Source organism: Caballeronia sp. M23-90, from assembly GCF_053574605.1.
Window position 1 is genome coordinate 1 of sequence record NZ_JBSIPA010000096.1, and the last position, 17,929, is coordinate 17,929.

The window sequence follows — 17,929 nt, forward strand, 5'->3', positions numbered from 1 at the left end:
GCTTCGCACTTGCAGCCGCGATGTCGCTGGCGCTCGGTGCAACGGGAGCTACGAAGTCGCTCGCAAAAATGTTCGCGCCTACTGGCGTTTGATGGGCAGTTTGAAGAACGCCATGACCGGCAGCATGGGGCCCGCAGTCTGGTCACCGGTCCGCGCATCCTGTTGATGGACGAACCGTTTTCCAAGCTCGATCCGCACATGCGCACGCAAATGCATGAAGAATTGCTGCGCATTCACGCGATGCAAAACATGACCGTGCTCTTCGTCACGCACGACGTGGAGGAAGCGATCGTCCTTGCGGACCGTGTAGTGGTGCTCGCACCGCGTCCGGGACGCGTGCGCGAGATCGTCAGCGTCGATTTGCCGCGTCCGCGCAGCGCGACTGACCCCGCCGTCGCCGAAGCGATCCGCCAATTGCGTCTCTTGATCTGACCTATGTCCACTGTCCCACGGAGTTCGTTCGCCTCGACTGTTGTGCAACGCGTTGCGCTTGTCGTGCTGCTGCTGGCCGCCTGGTGGCTCGCGTCGCTGCGCATGCCGCAATTCGTGCTGCCCGGGCCGCAGAGAGTCGCTCATGCATTCGTTGCGCTCGTGCAAAGCGGTACTTTCTTCGACGACCTCGGCGTCACGCTGTATCGGGTCGTCGGGGGATTCCTGCTGGCGGCAATAGTAGGCGCTCCGCTTGGCATTGCGCTCGGATCGAATCCGCGCATCGCGCATTTTCTCGAGCCGCTGCTGTCGATCGTGAATACGGTTTCATCGGCGATATGGGCCGTGTTCGCAATCATCTGGTTCGGCATCTCGAATGCGACCACCATCTTCGTTGTGTTCATGACCGCCATGCCGCTGATCCTGACCAATGTATGGCAAGGCGCGCTGACCGTGGATGGCAACCTCGTCGAACTGGCCCGCAGCTTTCGCATGTCGCAGACGCAAATCATGCGCAAGATCTTTCTGCCGACCATCCTGCCGCATTTCTTCGCCGGCGCGCGTCTCGCGTTTGGGTTTGGCTGGCGCGTGTCGCTGGTCGCAGAGACCATCGGGTCATCGAACGGGATTGGATATCGCTTGCGGCAAGCGGCGGATCTCGTGCAGACGGACCAGGTTTTCGCATGGACCGTGACGCTCGTTGTCTTGATGCTCGCACTCGAAGCCGGGGTGCTGAAGCCGCTCGAGCGCCGCCTGTTTCGATGGAAAAAGACCAACTGAACCAACGGGGATCGAGAAGATGAAATGTTTTGATTTATTCAGGAGAGCGGTGCTTTCCGCAGTCATCGCTGGAGGCACGACATTGGGTGCTGTGCAGGCGGCACACGCGGAACCCATGCGCATAGGCTACTGGACGAGCGGCGTAAGCCTCGGTTTCGGCGCGGTCCTGGAAGCGCAGAAGTTCCTGCAGCAACGTGGTCTGGACGTGACATTCGTCCATTTCTCCGATGTCAACGCGCCCAATCGCGCACTGGCCGCGAATGCGATCGACTTTGCTTTCGCCGCGCCGGCATCGGCCGTCTTCAGCACCGCTGCTGAGGGCGTGCCGCTCAAGATCGTGCTCGCGACACAACCCGCCGACGTCGAATTCGTCGCGCCCGAAGATTCGCCCGTCAAGTCGCTCGCCGACTTGCGCGGCAAGAAAGTCGGCATGTCGCCGCCGGGCAGTTCGGTTGCATCGATAGCAACCGCCGTCCTTCAGGGCAACAACGGCATCAAGCCGACTGATTTTTCCATCGTGCCTGGAAACGAAGGGCGCCTCGCGCAGTTCCTCGTGCAAAAACAAGTCGATGCCGCTGCGTTGCGCTCCGTGACCATCGCGCAATTGAAGGAGCTGAAGGTGAAGCGCCTGGGCAGTTTTGGGGGCGAATGGAAGAAGCTCACGAAGTCCGACGCGACGCCGTATATCGGCGTGAGCGCGATCCGTGCGGACTATCTCAAACAGCATCCGCAGGACGTGGCGAAGCTGATTGCCGGCATGCGCACTGCGTTGCAATGGGGCGCGGCGCATCAGGGCGATGTCGCCGCGATCCTGCAGAAGAGCGCGAACTTGCCGGCCGAGGACGCACAAGCGTACGCCGCGCGCTGGTCGGACATCAATCGTGTGACCTTCGAGCCTATCGATCTGGAAACGCTCAAACGCGAGCATCGGATCTTCGTGGACGGTGGCGTGATCAAAGGCGCGCTGCCCGCCGATCTCTTCGATACCGCGCCCTACGCCGCATCGAAATCAATTCAGTAACGTGGAGAAGACACTGTGACAACCGCAATTCCATCGACCATGAAAGCGCTTGTATTGAACGAGCATGGCGATCTCGATCAACTGCATGTCATCACGGATAAACCGGTGCCGAAAGCTACCCCCGGGCATGTGGTGATCCGCGTGCGCGCATCGTCGTTCAATTATCACGATGTATTCACCGTGAAGGGCATGCCCGGAATCAAGGTGCCGTTTCCGGTCGTGATCGGCCTGGATATGGCCGGCGACATTGCGGAAGTGGGCGAGGGCGTCGATGGCTGGAAGCCGGGGGATCGCGTGCTTGTGAACCCGTTGTATCCCGAGAAAGGCCTGATGGGCGAGATGCTCGATGGCGGCATGGCGCAATATTGCCTCGTGTCTGTCGGCCAGCTGATTGCGTTGCCCGACGCCGTCAGCCACGACGCCGCGTCTGCGTTGCCGGTCGCATATGGCACGGCGCATCGCATGCTGGTCACGCACAAGACTGTGAAAGCCGGCGACCGGGTACTGATTCTCGGCGCGAGCGGCGGGGTGGGTACGGCCTGCATCCTGATCGCGAAGCAACTGGGCGCAGAAGTGATCGCGTGCGCGGGCAGCGACGAGAAGTGCGAGCAGCTAAAAGCGCTCGGCGCCGATCAAACGGTCAACTACAAGAGTACGGACTTCTCGAAGTGGGCCATCGGACAGTACGGAAAGCCGCAGCGGCGCACCTACGACGGCGGTGTTGATGTAGTCGTAAACTTCACCGGCGGCGACACATGGGTGCCATCGCTCAAGTGCCTGAAGCGCGGCGGCACGTTGCTCGTATGCGGTGCAACGGCTGGACACGCGCCCGCAGAAGACCTGCGATACATCTGGAGCTTCGAGTTGAAGATCATCGGCTCCAACAGTTTCTACGATGAAAACCTGCGCGCGCTGCTCGACCAGATCGCCACCGGCGAGCTCGTGCCGGCCATTGACCGAACCTTGCCGCTCGAAGAAGCGGCCGAAGGCTTGCGGCTCATTCGCGACCGCGAAGTGTTGGGCAAGGTCGTCGTCAATCCGTGAATGTAAAGTTGAGTCGAGAGGACATCATGAGCGAAACAACATTGCCGAGTGCGCAGGAAATCGAGGCGCGCCTTCGGCGTGGCCCGTTCCACGAATGGCTTGGGCTGAAAGTGGTATCGGTGAGTGAAGGCGAGATCGAATTGACCGCCACATGGCGCGAAGAATGGGTCGTGAACCCCGACAAGGGTTATACGCACGGCGGAATTCTCGCGGCGCTCGTGGATCTCGCGGCGGACTGGGCGCTGGTATCGAAGACAGGACGCGGCGTGCCGACCATCGATTTGCGTGTGGACTATCACCGTGCCGCGTTCAAGGGCGATCTGACGGTGAAGGGCAAGGTGATCAAGTTTGGATCGCAAGTGTCTGTTGCCGAGGCGCAAGTCTTCGACAAGGACGGCAAGCTGGTCGCGAGCGGACGCGGGGCATATTCAACGGTGACGGCATCGCCGGCAACGTGATGCTTGCGCTCGATCACCTGGTCATCAACACGCGCTTCGATACCGACGCCGCTCAAACCGTCTTCGAGCAACTCGGCTTCACGGTCGCGCCGCGCGGATATCACACGCTCGGATCGATCAACCATGCGATCGTGTTCGGCGATCACTATCTCGAACTGATCGGGTTGCCCGCCGACGGCAAGACTGTGCGCGAGGAAATCCTCAACAGTCCACTAGGCGCGGACGGTCTCGTGTTTCGTACGGATGATCCCGCCGCGACCTTCGCGAGCTTGCAACAGGCGGGCTTCGAGGCCACTGCGCCGCAGACGTTCTCAAGGCCGGTCGAGTGTCTTGGCGATGCACGATTTACTACGGTGCGCCTGAAGCCCGGCCAACTCGATGGCGGCCGCGTCTACTTTTGTCAGCACCTGACCCCCGAGTTCGTGTTTCGCGATGAATGGCAGCATCATCCGAACGGTGCAACGAGCCTGAGTGCACTGCATCTGATCGATGCAGCGCCCGAACCCTATGTGCAGCTTGGCGAAATCGCGGCGGGCTTCGAACTGGTGTACTGGACGCGCAAGACTTTCGACGAGCATTTCGGCGCAATGGCCTCGCACATCGGGTCGCGTGGGCCACATGGCCCACGTTATGCGGGGATCACCGTGCGTACGCCGACGTGGCAATCCTTGGAACAGAAAGCGAAAACGGCCGGGCTGCCCGTTCAAGTTGACGCGGACCGCGTGCTCGTTGCATTACCCCGCTTCGATACCTTGCTGGAATTCAAGCCATGACGTTCCCCACCAATCTTGGTGCTTTGATTGCCCATGACGATGAAAACAGGGACGCCGTCGCTATCATCGGCCTTGACGAAGCATTCAACGCGGATGAATACACGTTCGCGGAACTCGATGCCATCGCAGACGCCGTCGCGCATACGCTTCGCCGCCACTACGCGCGCGGCGAGCGCATTGCGGTCCTCGGGGCGAACTCTGCCGAATTTATCGCGACCATGCTCGGCATCATGCGCGCGGGTCTTGTCGCCGTGCCGGTCAACTACAAGTTTCCGCGGGCGTTGATCGCAGAAGTCATTGCCGACAGCGGTGCACGCCTTGTATTCAGTGATCCGAAACGTTTTTCTGATGCACCAGAGTTGTTGCCGCGCGTCGTATTCAAACACCCGGATGATGCGCAGGGTTTCGATGCGTTCATCGCTGAGGCAAAGACTCATGACGGTCCGTTCGAGCCGATTGTCCCGCACGAAAACGAAGCTGCGCTGTTCCTCTACACCTCGGGTTCGACAGGCAGGCCGAAGGGCGTTGTGCTTTCGCATGCAAGCCATCTGTGGGTCGTCGAGACGCGCCTGAAAGCACAACCCCTGAAGAACGAACGCGTATTGATCGCCGCGCCGCTTTATCACATGAACGCGCTTGCGCTCGCGTTTCTTGCGCTCGCCGCCCGCGCCACGACCGTGCTGATGCCGGCCTTCAACGCGCGCAATTACATTCGTGCTATCGATACGTATCGATGCACCTGGCTCACCTCCGTCCCGCCGATGATCGCGATGATGCTGCAGGAGCGCGATCTCCTTTCGCAGACGGATTTGTCGTCGGTGCGTTACGTGCGCATGGGTTCGGCGCCCGTCAGCGGCGCGCTGCTCGATCAGATCCACGCCCTGCTGCCGAACGCGAAAGTGATCAACGCATACGGTACGACCGAAGGTGGTCCGGTTGTATTCGGCCCGCATCCAAACGGTTTACCGACACCGCCGCTGGCCATAGGCGTGGCGCATCCGCTGGTGCAGCTTCGCTTGATCGATACAAACGGGCAGCCTGCCGACGAAGGCGAACTCGAGATGCGCAGCCCCGGACTCATGAACGGATATCACAATCGTGCAGACCTTGCGCCGCCGATCACACCGGATGGCTTTTATCGCACGAGCGACGTGTTCCGCCGCGATGAAAACGGCTTCTACACGTTCATCGGACGACGCGACGACATGTTCGTTTCGGGCGGCGAAAACATATTTCCCGGTGACGTCGAGAAGATGCTGGAGCGGCATCCGCTGATCCAGCTGGCGAGCGTGATTCCTGTTGAGGACGCCATCAAGGGCACCAAACCGGTTGCGTTTATCGTGCGCAAACCAGGTGCGCAATTGAGCGCCGAGGCGGTGAAGAAGTTTGCGCTCGAGCACGCGCCGGCGTACCAGCATCCGCGGCAAGTATGGTTCGTCGACGCGTTTCCGCTGGCCTCCACGAACAAGATCGACCGGGCGGCGCTCAAGCGCGACGCGGCGAAGCGGCTGGCGAAGGAACTCTAGGAAGGGGCCTATCAAGTTATATCATTGACTTTGATATATTTAAAATCTGATGATATAGTTTGAAATATGAAACCCGATCAGTGGCACTTTTCTCGTCCCGAACTCGCAGCGGGTTATCTCGGCCTGTTTGGACTCGGGTTGTCCTCCGCACGGACCTTGTTTGCCCGCCGTCGGATGGGGAAGACGGAATTCCTGATCAAGGATCTGATTCCCGCGGCGAAGCAGGCGGGTTATCTGACTGCGTATGTGAACCTTTGGGACGACGACGAGGAACCGGCTGGCGCTTTGGTCGGCGCGCTGTATGGCGCTATCGAGCCGAACTGGTGGGCAAAGCTGGCGCGCAAGGCCAATAGTCCCGTCAGGAAGCTGAAGGCGAGCGGCAAGATTCCGGTGTTTGGAGAAGCGTCGGTCGAGGCTGAAATGACGGCTGACGACAACAAGTTTGTCGGCACGTTGCTATCTGATGCGCTGAAGGCGTTCGACTCCCAGACAAAGCCGCTGCTTCTGATCATCGATGAAGCTCAGGTTCTTGCCGCTGCGGCGCATTCGAACTTCGCGCATGCATTGCGTGCTGGGCTCGACGTTCGCAAGGACCGGCTCAAGGTAATCTTTGCAGGCAGTTCGGAGTCGACGCTTCGAACCATGTTCGGTCGCTCATCCGAACCATTTTTCAACTGGGCGCCGCTCGAGCCGTTTCCGTTACTCGGGCGTGATTTCATCCAGTTCATGGTGAAGAAGGTGAATACGATCACCAAACATCAACTATCGATGAAACACGCGGTCGCAGCTTTCGACCAGCTCAATAACACGCCTGAATTTTTCCGCCGCTTTCTCGAGCGGCATCTGACGTATCCGTTCGACGGCCCCGAAGCTGCGCTGGAGTTCACGAAGGAACATGTGTTCAACAGCGATCAGTTCAGGCGTCAATGGACGGGTTTGCTGCCGGCCGACCGGGCGTTGCTCGGCATGATGGCGGATGGCAAGGTCTCTGATTTTCATGGTCAGGCGGCGCGCGAACAACTTGCCGCCTTGCTCGGACTGCCTGAAGCGCCGCCCGTCAACATGCCTGCGCATTCGCTGCGCCGGCTGCAGGCGGACAATATCGTGACCAAGCTGGCGCACGGTGAATATCGGTTCGAAGACGAGGCGTTTGCGCAGTGGATCCGCGAGCATGGCGCGCTAAATGGGGAGGGGTCGAGCTGACCCCCGCCGCATCCCTCAAAACGAGTGGTTAATCCCCACATAAACCCCGGACTGATTGCCACCCGGCGTGGGGTTATCGGAACTCGTCTGGCTGTTCGCTTCCAGCGAAAAATTCGCGCCGTTGCTGTTGCGCACAGTTGCCGCCGTTGCATACAGGAAGGTGCGCTTCGAGAAGTTGTAGGTTGTACCGATTTCGAACATGGTCGCGCGTCCGCCGCCCTGCAATGCATCGCCGTTGGTGTTGATATGGAACACGGCGGCCGTCGTCGCGAACACCGGCGTCCATTGATACGTGACACCGCCCCATTCGTGATCGCCCGAAGTCGGGGCGCCCGCAATGGTGGCGTCCGCATGCATGTGCGTGTAGGCGGCCTGCAGTTTGAACTTGCCTACATACGCGTTGATCATCGCGATGTATTCCCGCGAATACAGGAACAGGTCGGAGAACCGGCCATTCGCGTCGCGCATTTCGTCGAAGATGCCGCGGATCTGGAAGTACTGCCGCGTGTAGGTGAGCTGAATGCCGTCGGATCGGCCGTAGTCGGCAAAGGTGCCGTCGGCGTTCTTTTGTCCCTGATTGAAACTGGTGGTGTTGCCAAGCGAGTATTGGCCGAGAACGTCAATGCCATACCAGTTCGGCGATTGATACTGGATGTTGTTGCTGGTCTTGTTCCAGTTGCGGCTGCGTACGAGTGATGCCGACGACCATGCTTGCTGCACAAACGGATCGAAGTCCCACACGCCATTCGATATGGCGAGCATGCGGCCGAGTGTGAACGTGCCGTAGGTATCGTTGGCAATCCCTACGAACGCGTAACGTTGGTATAAGCGGCCGTTGGTGTCGCCGGCGGTGCCGTCGCTGGTATCGATGCCGGATTCCAGCTTGAAGATGGCCTTGTTGCCGCCACCGAGGTCTTCCGAGCCCTTCAGGCCGAACAGGCCCGTGCCCCATTCGCCGCTTGCGAGCCGCCAGCGGCTATGACCGCCGACGTTGCTCATGTACTCCACGCCGTTATCGATACGACCGTACAGCGTGACGCTCGATTGCGCTTGTGCGCCGCTGACACTGGCGCAACCGACAGCGGCTGCGATCCACAGTTTTTTCATCGTCTCCTCCGAAGTACGGAAGCGATCGCCTGCTATGAAATCACTTTGTAGCGACCGCTTCAATTCGACGGAAGGATACACGCGCTCGCCGAAGCTTGCATTTTCGACCGCGCTGAATGCGCGGGATGCTTTCCCGGCGGCGCAAAAGGCTTATCGTAAGCTTCGGGCAGCTTGCCGTGGAGGGAGATTACGCGCGGCGTCGAAACCAGCCTGTAAGGGATAACCTGTCGCGCGTCGCGGGCAATACTTCATGCAGCATGTCGGCGGACAAGAACACCGCGATCCGGCCCGCGACGGGCAAGATGTCGCGCGTGCCCGAACCTTCCGGATGCAGCCGCAATGCGCCGCCGTGTTCAGGCAGCCAGTCCGCATTCAGATAGACCACGACCGATATGACACGGCTGTCGTCATCGCGGAAACGGTCGCGATGCGGCTTGTACGATGCACCCGGCGGGTAGAACGCGAAGTGGCTTTCGTATTCGTCGAGCCCAAGGAAGAACTCGCGATTCAACGCGATGCGCAGCGTCTCCATGATCGCCAGATACTGGTCGCAGGCGTCGGACTGCCCCGCCTGCAGCCATCGGATCTGGTCGCCGCGGACATCGGGTTGGAGCGACCTCGCCGTGCCCTGGCCCACACCCGCACGCGTCAGGGACCCCGCCGCCGCAAGCGCCGAGCATTCCTGCGCGAGTGCGACCGTGAGGTCCGGCGGCAAAAAGAAGTCCTGCTCTGTCCAGCCATGTTGATGAACGGCATCAAGGATATTTCGATGCAAGTCGTCCACGGGCGCATCAGAAAGCGTCGCCAAGTGCGATCGGGTCACTGCGTGTTCCTTCAAAACGAAGGTGCGGGAGGAAAGTCGGACGTCGTGTCCGGGGCGGGATGGGACTTGAATCCGGGCGAAGGATATTAACACCGCGGCCTTGGTTCCCAACGCGCAATGCCTGACCAGCCGCATCGAGATCATTACGGCGATCAAGCCGTAGCTCTATCACCCGGTCGGATTGGCGAAAATGACGCTGCAGATCGAGAAGATCCGCGGCGGCCGTTTGCGCTCAACCTGGTGAACGCGTGGAACCGGCCGGAACGGGCCAAGGCGGGCATCGGCTTCGCTGAACATGATGAGCGCTACGCCTACGGACACGAGTGGATCAGCGTGGTGAGTGCGCTTTTGCGCGCTATCCTGAAGCAGAACAGCGATCCGAAAACGGTCATGCACCCGACCTTCAGCAAATCCGCGCGTGCGTGAGCTCACGGCCGCTTAATAGAGGTCCGTTTTAAGGCGACCGGGCAGGGCGCGGTCATAGGCATCGGCGTCGAAGGTGCTGTCGCTCACGTTCTTGAGCATCGCGCCGGCGCTCGGCAAACTCGCGCGGTCCACGCGCTTTTCCGCGTTCCACAAGTCGGACCGCACGACCGCCTTCGAGCAATGGAAATACACGGATTCCACGTGCACCAGGATTACCGTGCGCGGCGGTTTGCCGTTCACGCTGAATGACGCGAGCAGGTCGGTATCGTCCGCAATCGATGCCCGGCCGTTCACGCGCATCATTTCTCCCGCGCCCGGAACCAGGAACAGCAGCGCGATGCGCGGGTCTTGCACGAGGTTCCTGAGGGTATCGATGCGGTTATTGCCCGGGCGGTCGGGAATGGCGAGCGTGTGGGGATCGAGAATGCGCACGAACCCCATGGCGTCGCCTTTGGGCGAACAATCGAGTCCGTCTTCTCCCGCCGACGCCAGCATCACAAAGGGCGACGCAAGAATGAACGCGGCGTAGTCCTCGCTGATGAACGAGATCTCCTTGCGCACCGACCGCTCGTTCGGTTTTCCGTAGACGCTTTCCAGTTCTTCGACGTTCGTCAGCATGGCGTGTCCTTGAATGCTTACGCCCGTAGATTAGCATCCGCGTGCGACATCAATGCGAGGCCACCGGATCGAGCCCCGTCTGCTTCACGACAGGCAACGCGGCGGGCGATGCCAGATACTGCAGCAGCGCCCGGGCCTCCGCCGGATGCTGCGAACCCGCCGGTATGCCGGCCGCGAAGCGCGTCACCGATTGCACCGAATCGGGAATCTTGCCGACAAACGTTACGCCCGGCACCGGCAACAGTTCGCTCACTTGCTGGAAGCCAATTTCATAGTCGCCCGTCGCGACCACCGATGCCACCGGAATCTTCGGCACCATGGTCGCCTTCGGACGGACCTGATCCTCGATCCCGAGGCGCTTGAACAACTCGTTCTGTACGTACACGCCGCTTGCGCTATCGGAATAGGCGACGGACTTCGCGTGCAGCAGCGTTGCCTTCAATGCGTCAATCGTGCCGATGTCCGGCTTCGGCGCGCCCGCGCGCACCACCATGCCGATTGCCGAATCGGCGAGTTCGACGCGGGAACCGGGGATCACCTTGCCTTGCTTGATCAGATCGTCAAGCGCGTAGCCGACCATGATGACGACATCAGCGGGTTCACCCCGGGCGAGGCGGTTCGGGATCGCTTCGGGCGCCTTGCCCATCGACGGGCCGAGCGCCGTGTCGAGCGTATTGCCGCTTGCCGCGCTGAATTGCGGGCCGAGGATCTTGTAGGCGGCGGTGAAGCCGCCCGAGCTCATCACATGCAGCTCGGCGGCCTGGACAACGGTCGCGGCCGTTGCAGCGGCGATGAATGTGTACGCGGACAGCTTCAGCAAGAACGATTTCATGGAAGTCATTGGCGGTTGAGAAGGCCGCGAAAGTTTAATCGCCACGAGCCGGCAGGTCGCTAGGGAACAGCCCGGAAGGGCCCGTATTGAACCAAGGCTTCAGCTCAGGCTGAGCTTTCGCACAAACTGTTAAATAGTGAAAACTCTACATAAACAGAGACTGAACAGCGGTAGAGTGGTGCATCGAAAACAGCACTCGCACTTCAGGTTGCGTTTTCGGAGAACCGTTTAATCCAGCGTGTGGAAAACCACTCCACGGCGCGATCAAAACGTAAGCTCGAGGGCATCGGTGAAAAACAAAAGTCTTTACCAGGGTAATCATGCGTCGAGCATTATCGATGCCGAAATAACGCATATACGGGCCGTGATGTTTCGCTGTGTCCGAGCGAATGCCGACGGCGCGATTTTTCACGCCAAATACTGGCAAAACCGCTTGATCACGTTACGGGATTCCGGCTTGAGCCGTTTGCAACGCGACGCGGTGCAATCGCTTTTAAGCGGTTTGAGGGAACAGATTTAACGAAGGGGTTTGAGAATAAGGCCGGGGGGCTAGTCATGTTGAGTAAGTCCATTGGACGTCCAGTTGCATTGCAGTCGTCAATCCGGCCGGGGCAGGCCGCCAAGGGTTTGCGCCGGCTGACGCTGGACCCTGAGATGGACCGCCACGCGCGAGCGGCAATCGAGGCGTACGCAGACTCCTGCGCGGACGAAACGCCCTGGCTCGCAGATATCCTGCGCAAAAGACTCGACGCGTTGAGTCGTTCGGTGGAGCGCGTCGGGGATCAATTCGACGGCTTGCATAACGATCAGGACGGACCCATTCAGCTCACGCATTGCGAACACACGGCACGGCGGCTGATAACGTTTGCACGCATGTGTGCAAACGCGCGAGAAGATTATTCCGCCGCCGCGTGGGACCATGTAATGAAAAGCATCGACAGAATGCTGATTCAAATGCGGTAGATAGCCATCGATAAGTATAATAAAAGCAAAAGCCCGCTTAAATCGGGCGATAAAAAAGATCACGCGTAATCAGCAAGAAAAAGCAAACGGTAAGCAAAGAGACCGTCTGGATAATTCAACGGGGAATCAGGCAATGCGGATATGCGTGTTGGACGACGACCTGAGTCAGACGGCGTATGTGGCTCAGACGCTGAGCTCGGCGGGTCACGATTGCCAGGTATTCACGGACGGAAAGAGCCTGATCCATGAACTCAGGCGCCAGCCGTTCGACCTGCTGCTGCTCGACTGGAACATGCCGGAGATGCCGGGCGACATCGTGCTGAATTGGGTCCGGCAAAATCTGACTACGAATCTGCCGGTTCTGTTTCTGACAAGCCGCAGCGTGGAAGCGGACATTGTCCAGATGCTCAATGCGGGCGCGGACGACTACGTTTTGAAGCCCGTCTCGCCGCCTGTGCTGCTCGCGCGCGTGGAGGCGCTCCTGCGCCGGATCTATGCGCAGAAGCAAAAAGACGCGCCGCACGAGACCTACGGCATCTACAGGTTCGACATCGCCGCGCAACTTGCTGCGGTGAACGGCGAGCCTGTCACGCTGACGCAAAAGGAATTCGAGCTGGCGCTGCTGCTTTTTCGCAACCTGTCGCGGCCATTGTCGCGCACGCATATTCGCGAGTCGGTGTGGCGGCAGGACGTCGACATTCCGTCGCGCACCATCGATACACACGTGTCGCAGATCCGCTCCAAGCTGGTGTTGCGGCCTCAAAACGGATACCGCATCACGCCGATCTATAGCTACGGCTATCGGCTTGAGAAAGTAGGGGAATGAATCGTCGTGAATGGGTTTAGTCAAACCGGGCGCGTGGCTCTGATCACGGCGATCGTCTTTTGCGTGCAGCCCGCGCACGCGAAACGCGTGCCGCCGCCCGACACCGCGCCCTATGTGGTGAAGTCGGACGATTCGCTCTACACGCTCGCGTATCAGTACATGCAAAGCCCCGACGACTGGCGTCTCTTGCGCGAGCTGAACCATGTCGCGAATCCGCGCCGTTTGCAGATCGACTCGCGTCTTGCCATGCCGACCGCGCGGCTCAAGCAGAAGTCGCTGACGGCGCGTGTGGTCGCGGTGCGTGGAGGCGTGCAGAAAAGCACGGCGCCAGGCTTGCCGTTCATTCCTGTCAACGCCGGCGCGTTGCTTCATGAAGGTGACGAAGTGCGCACGGGCCGCGATGCGTTTTTATCGATGACACTGCCCGATGGGTCACACATCGGGCTGCCCTCGAGCAGCAGGATCCAGATCGCGCGCTTGCGCACGACGCTTCTCACGGGCGCGGTCGAACGCCGGTTCGTCCTCAAGCAAGGCGAAGTCACGACCGACGTCACGCCGCTGACGAACCCGCGCGATTCGTTCCGGGTCACGTCGCCGTCCGTGGTTGCGGGTGTGCGCGGCACGCGGTTTCGCGTGAACTACCTGGAGGAGCAGGACGCGACGACGGTCGAAGTGCTCGCGGGAAAGATCGGCGTGGACAGTTCGCCTGATGGTTCGGCCGCGCCGCAGCCCGTCCCGGGCCATGCCGAGACGCTGGTGGCGGCCGGCTATGGCAATGTCACGCGTACGGGCGCGATTGCGGGAACACCCGTCGCGCTGCTGAGCGCGCCGGGGATCGTCGAGCCTGACAAATTGCAGCGCTTCGAGCAGGTCGAATTCGACCTGACACCCGTCAATGGCGCGAGCGCTTATCGCACGGAAATCGCCACTGATGCCGGTTTCCTCGACCTCCTGCGCGACCAGCGTTCGAGCAGCCTGCGCGTCGCCTTCGACGACATCCCCGACGGCAATTACTTCGTGCGCGTGAGCGCGACAGACGGGCAGGGCATCGACGGCCTGCCGCAAGTGTTCACCTTCATCCGCCATGTCGACACCACCAACCCCAGCGCCGTTCCGACCGGAAGCGGCGGGTACGCGTTCCGCTGGCACGTGGACAGCGAGGCGCCTGGTATGCGGTATCGATTCATTTTGTCGAGGAACGTCGACCTGAGCGCACCGCTCATCGATCTGCTCGATGTCACCGGCGGCGAAATGTCGGTCGCGCATCTCGCGCCGGGCAAGTATTACTGGACCATCGTGGTCGATGTCTTCCAGAACGGCCGGCTGCTTTCGGTGCCGGCCGAGATCCGCTCGTTCACCCAAACGCGATAGGCGCGACGCATGCCGTGGCGCTTTCCTTTTCGTGAGCGACGGGACCGGGGTCCGTCGATAGGCAGGCGCTTCCTGCTCGAGTGGACGCTAATCGGTGCGATCGGAATTGCGGCCGTGGTGTATGGCGTTGCTGGTCCGCTGACAGAACGCGCAAGCTTCCTGTTCTACGATCAACTGCTGCTGCATTCGACGCATCGGATGGCATCGGACATTGTGATCGTTGCCATCGACGACGAAAGTATCGCCGAACTCGGCCGCTGGCCCTGGCCGCGCGACACGCATGCGGCGTTGCTCGAGCAGATCGCAAAAGCAAAGCCGCGCGCTGTAGCGTACGACGTGCTGTTCACGGAGTCATCGCCGGGTGACACGGCCTTTGCCAATGCGATGAAAAGCGTGCCCACTTATCTGCCGTTGCTGGTCGATCGCCAGCCGCTCAACCAGAATGCGCCTGCGGCCGTGGAGCCCGTTCCCGTTCTGCGCGATGCAGCCGCGGGCATAGGACATATCGATCTCGATGTGGACCGCGACGGCATCGCACGCAGTGTCTCGCTGTTCGAGGGCAACGGGCGTGACTGGTGGCCAGGATTGATGGTGCCGGTGTACCGCGCGCTGCGCGGTCCGCATGCGTCATTGCCTGGCACGCAAGCAAACGAAGCATCAGCCGATGACCTCCGGCGTGCACATCGAATGCTGATTCCGTTTTCGCGCGAGTCGGCGGAGTACCCGCGTGTATCGTTCGTATCCGCGATGCTCGGCCAGGTGCCGCCGGAATTTTTCACGGGCAAGGTCGTGCTCGTCGGCGCGACGGCCGCAGGATTGCGTGACCGTTTCGCCACACCGGTATCCGGCGCGCTCGGCGAGTTGCCCGGCGTCGATATCCACGCGACGATCCTCGACGCGCTGCTCGAAGGCCGCGCCGTCGTTCCCGTCGATAACCCGACGGGCGTCTGGACGAGTATCGTGCCTGTCCTCTTGCTGCTGGGCGGCTTGCTGGTGATGTCGCCGTTCCAGTCGCTGATCCTGACCGCAGGGCTTGCGGCTGCAAGTCTGATTGCGAGCGCCGCGCTGATGTATGTGCGCTCGCGTTGGCTATCGCCGGTTCCCGCGCTCGGCGGTCTCGCGCTGATCTATCTGCTATGGAGCTGGCGGCGGCTCGAAGTCGCCATGTCCTATCTCGGCCAGGAGCTGCGCCTCCTCGCCGCCGAACCCAACCTGCTGCCCGGCGCCGATAAAAAACCGCACCGCGCGGCCGGCGATATGCTCGAACGGCTTATCGGACTCACGCGCGAAGCCGTGCAGCGTCAGCGCAACATGCGGCAATTCATCTGGGACAGCCTGAACAGTTTGCCGGAGCCCATCGTGGTTTGCGATCACGCCGGCCGCATCCTGATGGTCAACGATCCCGCGCGCCTTCAACTCGGCCCGATGCGTTACACCGACATGTCCATCATGGATGTCTTCAGCACATTCCACTTCGTGCGCCTCGTCGATGAAACCACCCGCGACATATCATGGCCCGCTGTTCTCGATCCACGCGTAGCCGCACACGCGGACGTGATGACACGCGGCATCGAGGTACGCGATCTCCACGGCCGTGACCACATGCTCCGTTACGCGCCTTGCACAACCAACACGGGCGACGCGCCGGGATGGATCGCGAGCTGGGTCGATATCACCGCGCTGCACGCGTCCGAGCGTCAGCGCGACGACATGCTGCATCTCCTGTCACACGACATGCGCTCGCCGCAGGCATCCATTCTGGCGCTGCTCGAAACCGAGCGGCCGCATCTCGATTCGCAGCGCGCGGTTGATCTGACGGAACGCGTTGAACGTTACGCGCGCCGGTCGCTCGCTCTCGCCGATGACTTCGTGCAACTCGCGCGCGCCGAGTCGCAGCATTACCAGCTCGAGCCTTTGAACCTTCATGAGCTTGCAATCGATGCCAGCGACGAAATCTGGCCGCAAGCCGGCGCAAAACAAATCGATGTCCGATGCGAGTCGCAAGGGGAGCACTTCTGGGTGCTGGCCGACCGTTCCTTGATGACGCGCGCGCTGATCAACCTGCTGAGCAACGCCGTCAAGTTCAGCCCGCCCGCGACGCGCGTGGATTGCATCATCAGCGCGACGGCGGATACGGTGGTCTGCGTGGTCCGCGATCAGGGTTATGGCATCGCGATCGAGCAACAGGCGCATCTCTTCGAGCGCTTTCGCCGCTTTCATGCCGATGGCCAGCCGGCAAGCGACGGGACCGGTCTCGGCATGGCGTTCGTCAAGACCGTGGTGAGCCGCCATGCCGGCGATATCGCGATCGAAAGCGCGCTGAACGCGGGAACCGTCGTGACGATCACGTTGCGTGCGCACGCCGTCGAGCAATAATAGGAGGATATGAAGTGAAACTACGATCAATGTGTGCCGCCGTGCTTCTTCTTGCACTGCTGAGTGCCTGCGCGAGTGAGCAACCGGTTCGCATCAGCGCGTATCGCGATGGCGCGTTCTCGACAAGCGGCGTCAGGACATACGCGCTCGATAAAACGCAAGCCGGCGTGGATGACTCTGCCGCCCGATCGCTCAGTGAAGCGCTCGCCGCCCGAGGTCTGCAACCCGCATCCGCGAGTCATGCGGATTACCTGATCAAGCTCGGCTACGCGACCCGCCCGCAAAACGTCCGCGTCCAGGCCACGTGTTCGACCGCGCCGGAAGAAGCGTGCGACGACATCCAGGCACCCAGCGGCTTCTTTGAACGAAAGCGCTATTTGCATGCGTTGACGGTCCAGTTCATCGGAAGCAAGACCGGGGCGACCGTGTATCAGGTGAGCGTCACGCACGCCGACCGCGATCCGGCCGGGAGCGCCGCATTACCCGCATTGATGAAATGCGCGTTTGACGGTTTTCCGCTCCAAAACGCCGAGCGGCGTGAACTTGCGGGCTGCGACTGACGGTGCCTACTCATCCAGCGCCTTGTGCGACGTTTCGTCCATGCATGCAACCGCTATCAGCCCGAGCGCGCCGCAGCCGATCACATACCACGCCGGCGCCAGCACGCTGCCGGTCACGATGATCAGCGACGTCACGAAGAACTGCGCGAAGCCGCCGAAGATCGCAACACCGACGCTATACACCACGGCGCCGCCGGTCGCGCGAACGGCGCGCGGAAAGAGCTCGCCGAGCATGGCTCCAACGCCGCCGATGTTGATCGCATGCACCGAAGAGAGCAGTGCCACCACGATGATCAGGGTGCTGGTCGCCGGCCACGTGTTCAATGCGACAAAAGCGGGATATATTGCGAGCATCAGGATCACGCGCGTCACCTGTGCAAGCGGCTTGCGCCCGAAGCGGTCAGTCAGATAACCACCGACGGGCGCAAGCACGAAAATGATCGCGCCCGACAAACATCCCGACAGCATCGCGGTTGCCGGGGGCAGGCCGAGCGTCTTCACGCCGTAGATCGATAGATAAAAACGATGATGAAATGCGCTGCCGTCCCGGCGATCGTCAGGCCGAGCCCGCTCAGCAGTGCGCGCCGATGATTGCCAATGACATCGATTAAAGGAAGTGTTGGCGCCTTCGGCATCGGCGTTCGAGGCGGTTCTTCTTCGAGCGTGCGACGCAGCCACCAGCCGACCGGCACGATCAACGTACCGATAACAAACGGCACGCGCCATCCCCAATTTTCAAGTTGCGCGGACGTGAGGCTCGCCGTCAGCGCAACGCCCGTCAGCGCGCCGGCGA

At 60.9% G+C, this 17,929-nt stretch carries 17 protein-coding genes and 2 pseudogenes; 14 read left to right on the forward strand and 5 right to left on the reverse strand.

Annotated elements, in window-relative coordinates; all coding sequences use genetic code 11:
* Positions 1-165 precede the first annotated feature (165 nt).
* The 8 genes from ACRXB1_RS12410 (at position 166) to ACRXB1_RS12445 (ending at position 7,234) form a co-directional block, all read left to right on the forward strand.
* The gene (locus ACRXB1_RS12410) at positions 166-432 is read left to right on the forward strand and encodes a hypothetical protein (RefSeq protein WP_449492173.1); all 267 of its coding nucleotides are present in this window, start codon (positions 166-168) and stop codon (positions 430-432) included.
* Positions 433-435: 3 nt separating this feature from the next.
* Complete coding sequence (locus tag ACRXB1_RS12415; RefSeq protein WP_449492174.1) at positions 436-1,209, forward strand: ABC transporter permease; 774 nt, start codon at positions 436-438, stop codon at positions 1,207-1,209.
* Positions 1,210-1,258: 49 nt separating this feature from the next.
* Positions 1,259-2,230: an ABC transporter substrate-binding protein gene (locus tag ACRXB1_RS12420; RefSeq protein WP_449492175.1), complete on the forward strand. Its 972-nt coding sequence runs from the start codon at positions 1,259-1,261 to the stop codon at positions 2,228-2,230.
* 39 nt (positions 2,231-2,269) lie between these two features.
* Positions 2,270-3,274: a quinone oxidoreductase family protein gene (locus ACRXB1_RS12425; RefSeq protein WP_449492185.1), complete on the forward strand. Its 1,005-nt coding sequence runs from the start codon at positions 2,270-2,272 to the stop codon at positions 3,272-3,274.
* Positions 3,275-3,300: 26 nt separating this feature from the next.
* Positions 3,301-3,732, forward strand: coding sequence for a hotdog fold thioesterase (locus ACRXB1_RS12430; RefSeq protein ID WP_174363190.1), 432 nt, complete (start codon positions 3,301-3,303; stop codon positions 3,730-3,732).
* A complete protein-coding gene (locus tag ACRXB1_RS12435) occupies positions 3,732-4,505 on the forward strand; it encodes a VOC family protein (RefSeq protein WP_075358772.1) in 774 nt (257 codons plus the stop codon). The genes ACRXB1_RS12430 and ACRXB1_RS12435 overlap by 1 nt, the downstream gene beginning before the upstream one ends.
* A complete protein-coding gene (locus ACRXB1_RS12440; RefSeq protein WP_449492176.1) occupies positions 4,502-6,031 on the forward strand; it encodes a class I adenylate-forming enzyme family protein in 1,530 nt (509 codons plus the stop codon). The genes ACRXB1_RS12435 and ACRXB1_RS12440 overlap by 4 nt, the downstream gene beginning before the upstream one ends.
* A gap of 66 nt (positions 6,032-6,097) precedes the next feature.
* Entirely contained in the window at positions 6,098-7,234 is a 1,137-nt protein-coding gene (locus ACRXB1_RS12445) for a hypothetical protein (RefSeq protein WP_449492177.1), read from the forward strand.
* Between the two features lie 15 nt (positions 7,235-7,249).
* On the opposite strand, the gene ACRXB1_RS12450 is transcribed toward ACRXB1_RS12445, so the two are convergent.
* Both ACRXB1_RS12450 and ACRXB1_RS12455 read right to left on the reverse strand, forming a co-directional pair.
* The gene (locus ACRXB1_RS12450) at positions 7,250-8,341 is read right to left on the reverse strand and encodes a porin (protein ID WP_075358769.1); all 1,092 of its coding nucleotides are present in this window, start codon (positions 8,339-8,341) and stop codon (positions 7,250-7,252) included.
* A 187-nt stretch (positions 8,342-8,528) separates the two neighbouring features.
* Entirely contained in the window at positions 8,529-9,164 is a 636-nt protein-coding gene (locus tag ACRXB1_RS12455) for a 2OG-Fe(II) oxygenase (protein ID WP_449492178.1), read from the reverse strand.
* Between the two features lie 121 nt (positions 9,165-9,285).
* Here ACRXB1_RS12455 and ACRXB1_RS12460 point away from each other — a divergent pair.
* Positions 9,286-9,518 (forward strand): annotated as a pseudogene (locus ACRXB1_RS12460) (LLM class flavin-dependent oxidoreductase); the annotation flags it as partial.
* Between the two features lie 84 nt (positions 9,519-9,602).
* Here the strand turns inward: ACRXB1_RS12460 and ACRXB1_RS12465 are convergent.
* Both ACRXB1_RS12465 and ACRXB1_RS12470 read right to left on the reverse strand, forming a co-directional pair.
* Complete coding sequence (locus ACRXB1_RS12465; RefSeq protein WP_449492179.1) at positions 9,603-10,208, reverse strand: pyridoxamine 5'-phosphate oxidase family protein; 606 nt, start codon at positions 10,206-10,208, stop codon at positions 9,603-9,605.
* A gap of 49 nt (positions 10,209-10,257) precedes the next feature.
* Positions 10,258-11,040, reverse strand: coding sequence for a substrate-binding domain-containing protein (locus tag ACRXB1_RS12470; protein WP_449492180.1), 783 nt, complete (start codon positions 11,038-11,040; stop codon positions 10,258-10,260).
* 555 nt (positions 11,041-11,595) lie between these two features.
* Between ACRXB1_RS12470 and ACRXB1_RS12475 the strand changes: the two genes are divergently transcribed.
* The 5 genes from ACRXB1_RS12475 (at position 11,596) to ACRXB1_RS12495 (ending at position 17,136) form a co-directional block, all read left to right on the forward strand.
* Entirely contained in the window at positions 11,596-12,003 is a 408-nt protein-coding gene (locus ACRXB1_RS12475) for a peptidase (RefSeq protein ID WP_449492181.1), read from the forward strand.
* Between the two features lie 133 nt (positions 12,004-12,136).
* On the forward strand, positions 12,137-12,829 hold the full coding sequence (locus tag ACRXB1_RS12480) for a response regulator transcription factor (RefSeq protein WP_062001283.1): 693 nt from the start codon (positions 12,137-12,139) through the stop codon (positions 12,827-12,829).
* A 6-nt stretch (positions 12,830-12,835) separates the two neighbouring features.
* Complete coding sequence (locus ACRXB1_RS12485) at positions 12,836-14,200, forward strand: FecR domain-containing protein (RefSeq protein ID WP_449492182.1); 1,365 nt, start codon at positions 12,836-12,838, stop codon at positions 14,198-14,200.
* A 9-nt stretch (positions 14,201-14,209) separates the two neighbouring features.
* Positions 14,210-16,576: a CHASE2 domain-containing protein gene (locus tag ACRXB1_RS12490; RefSeq protein ID WP_449492183.1), complete on the forward strand. Its 2,367-nt coding sequence runs from the start codon at positions 14,210-14,212 to the stop codon at positions 16,574-16,576.
* Positions 16,577-16,590: 14 nt separating this feature from the next.
* On the forward strand, positions 16,591-17,136 hold the full coding sequence (locus ACRXB1_RS12495; RefSeq protein WP_449492184.1) for a DUF4136 domain-containing protein: 546 nt from the start codon (positions 16,591-16,593) through the stop codon (positions 17,134-17,136).
* A 6-nt stretch (positions 17,137-17,142) separates the two neighbouring features.
* Here the strand turns inward: ACRXB1_RS12495 and ACRXB1_RS12500 are convergent.
* Positions 17,143-17,929: pseudogene (locus ACRXB1_RS12500) on the reverse strand (MFS transporter); the annotation flags it as partial.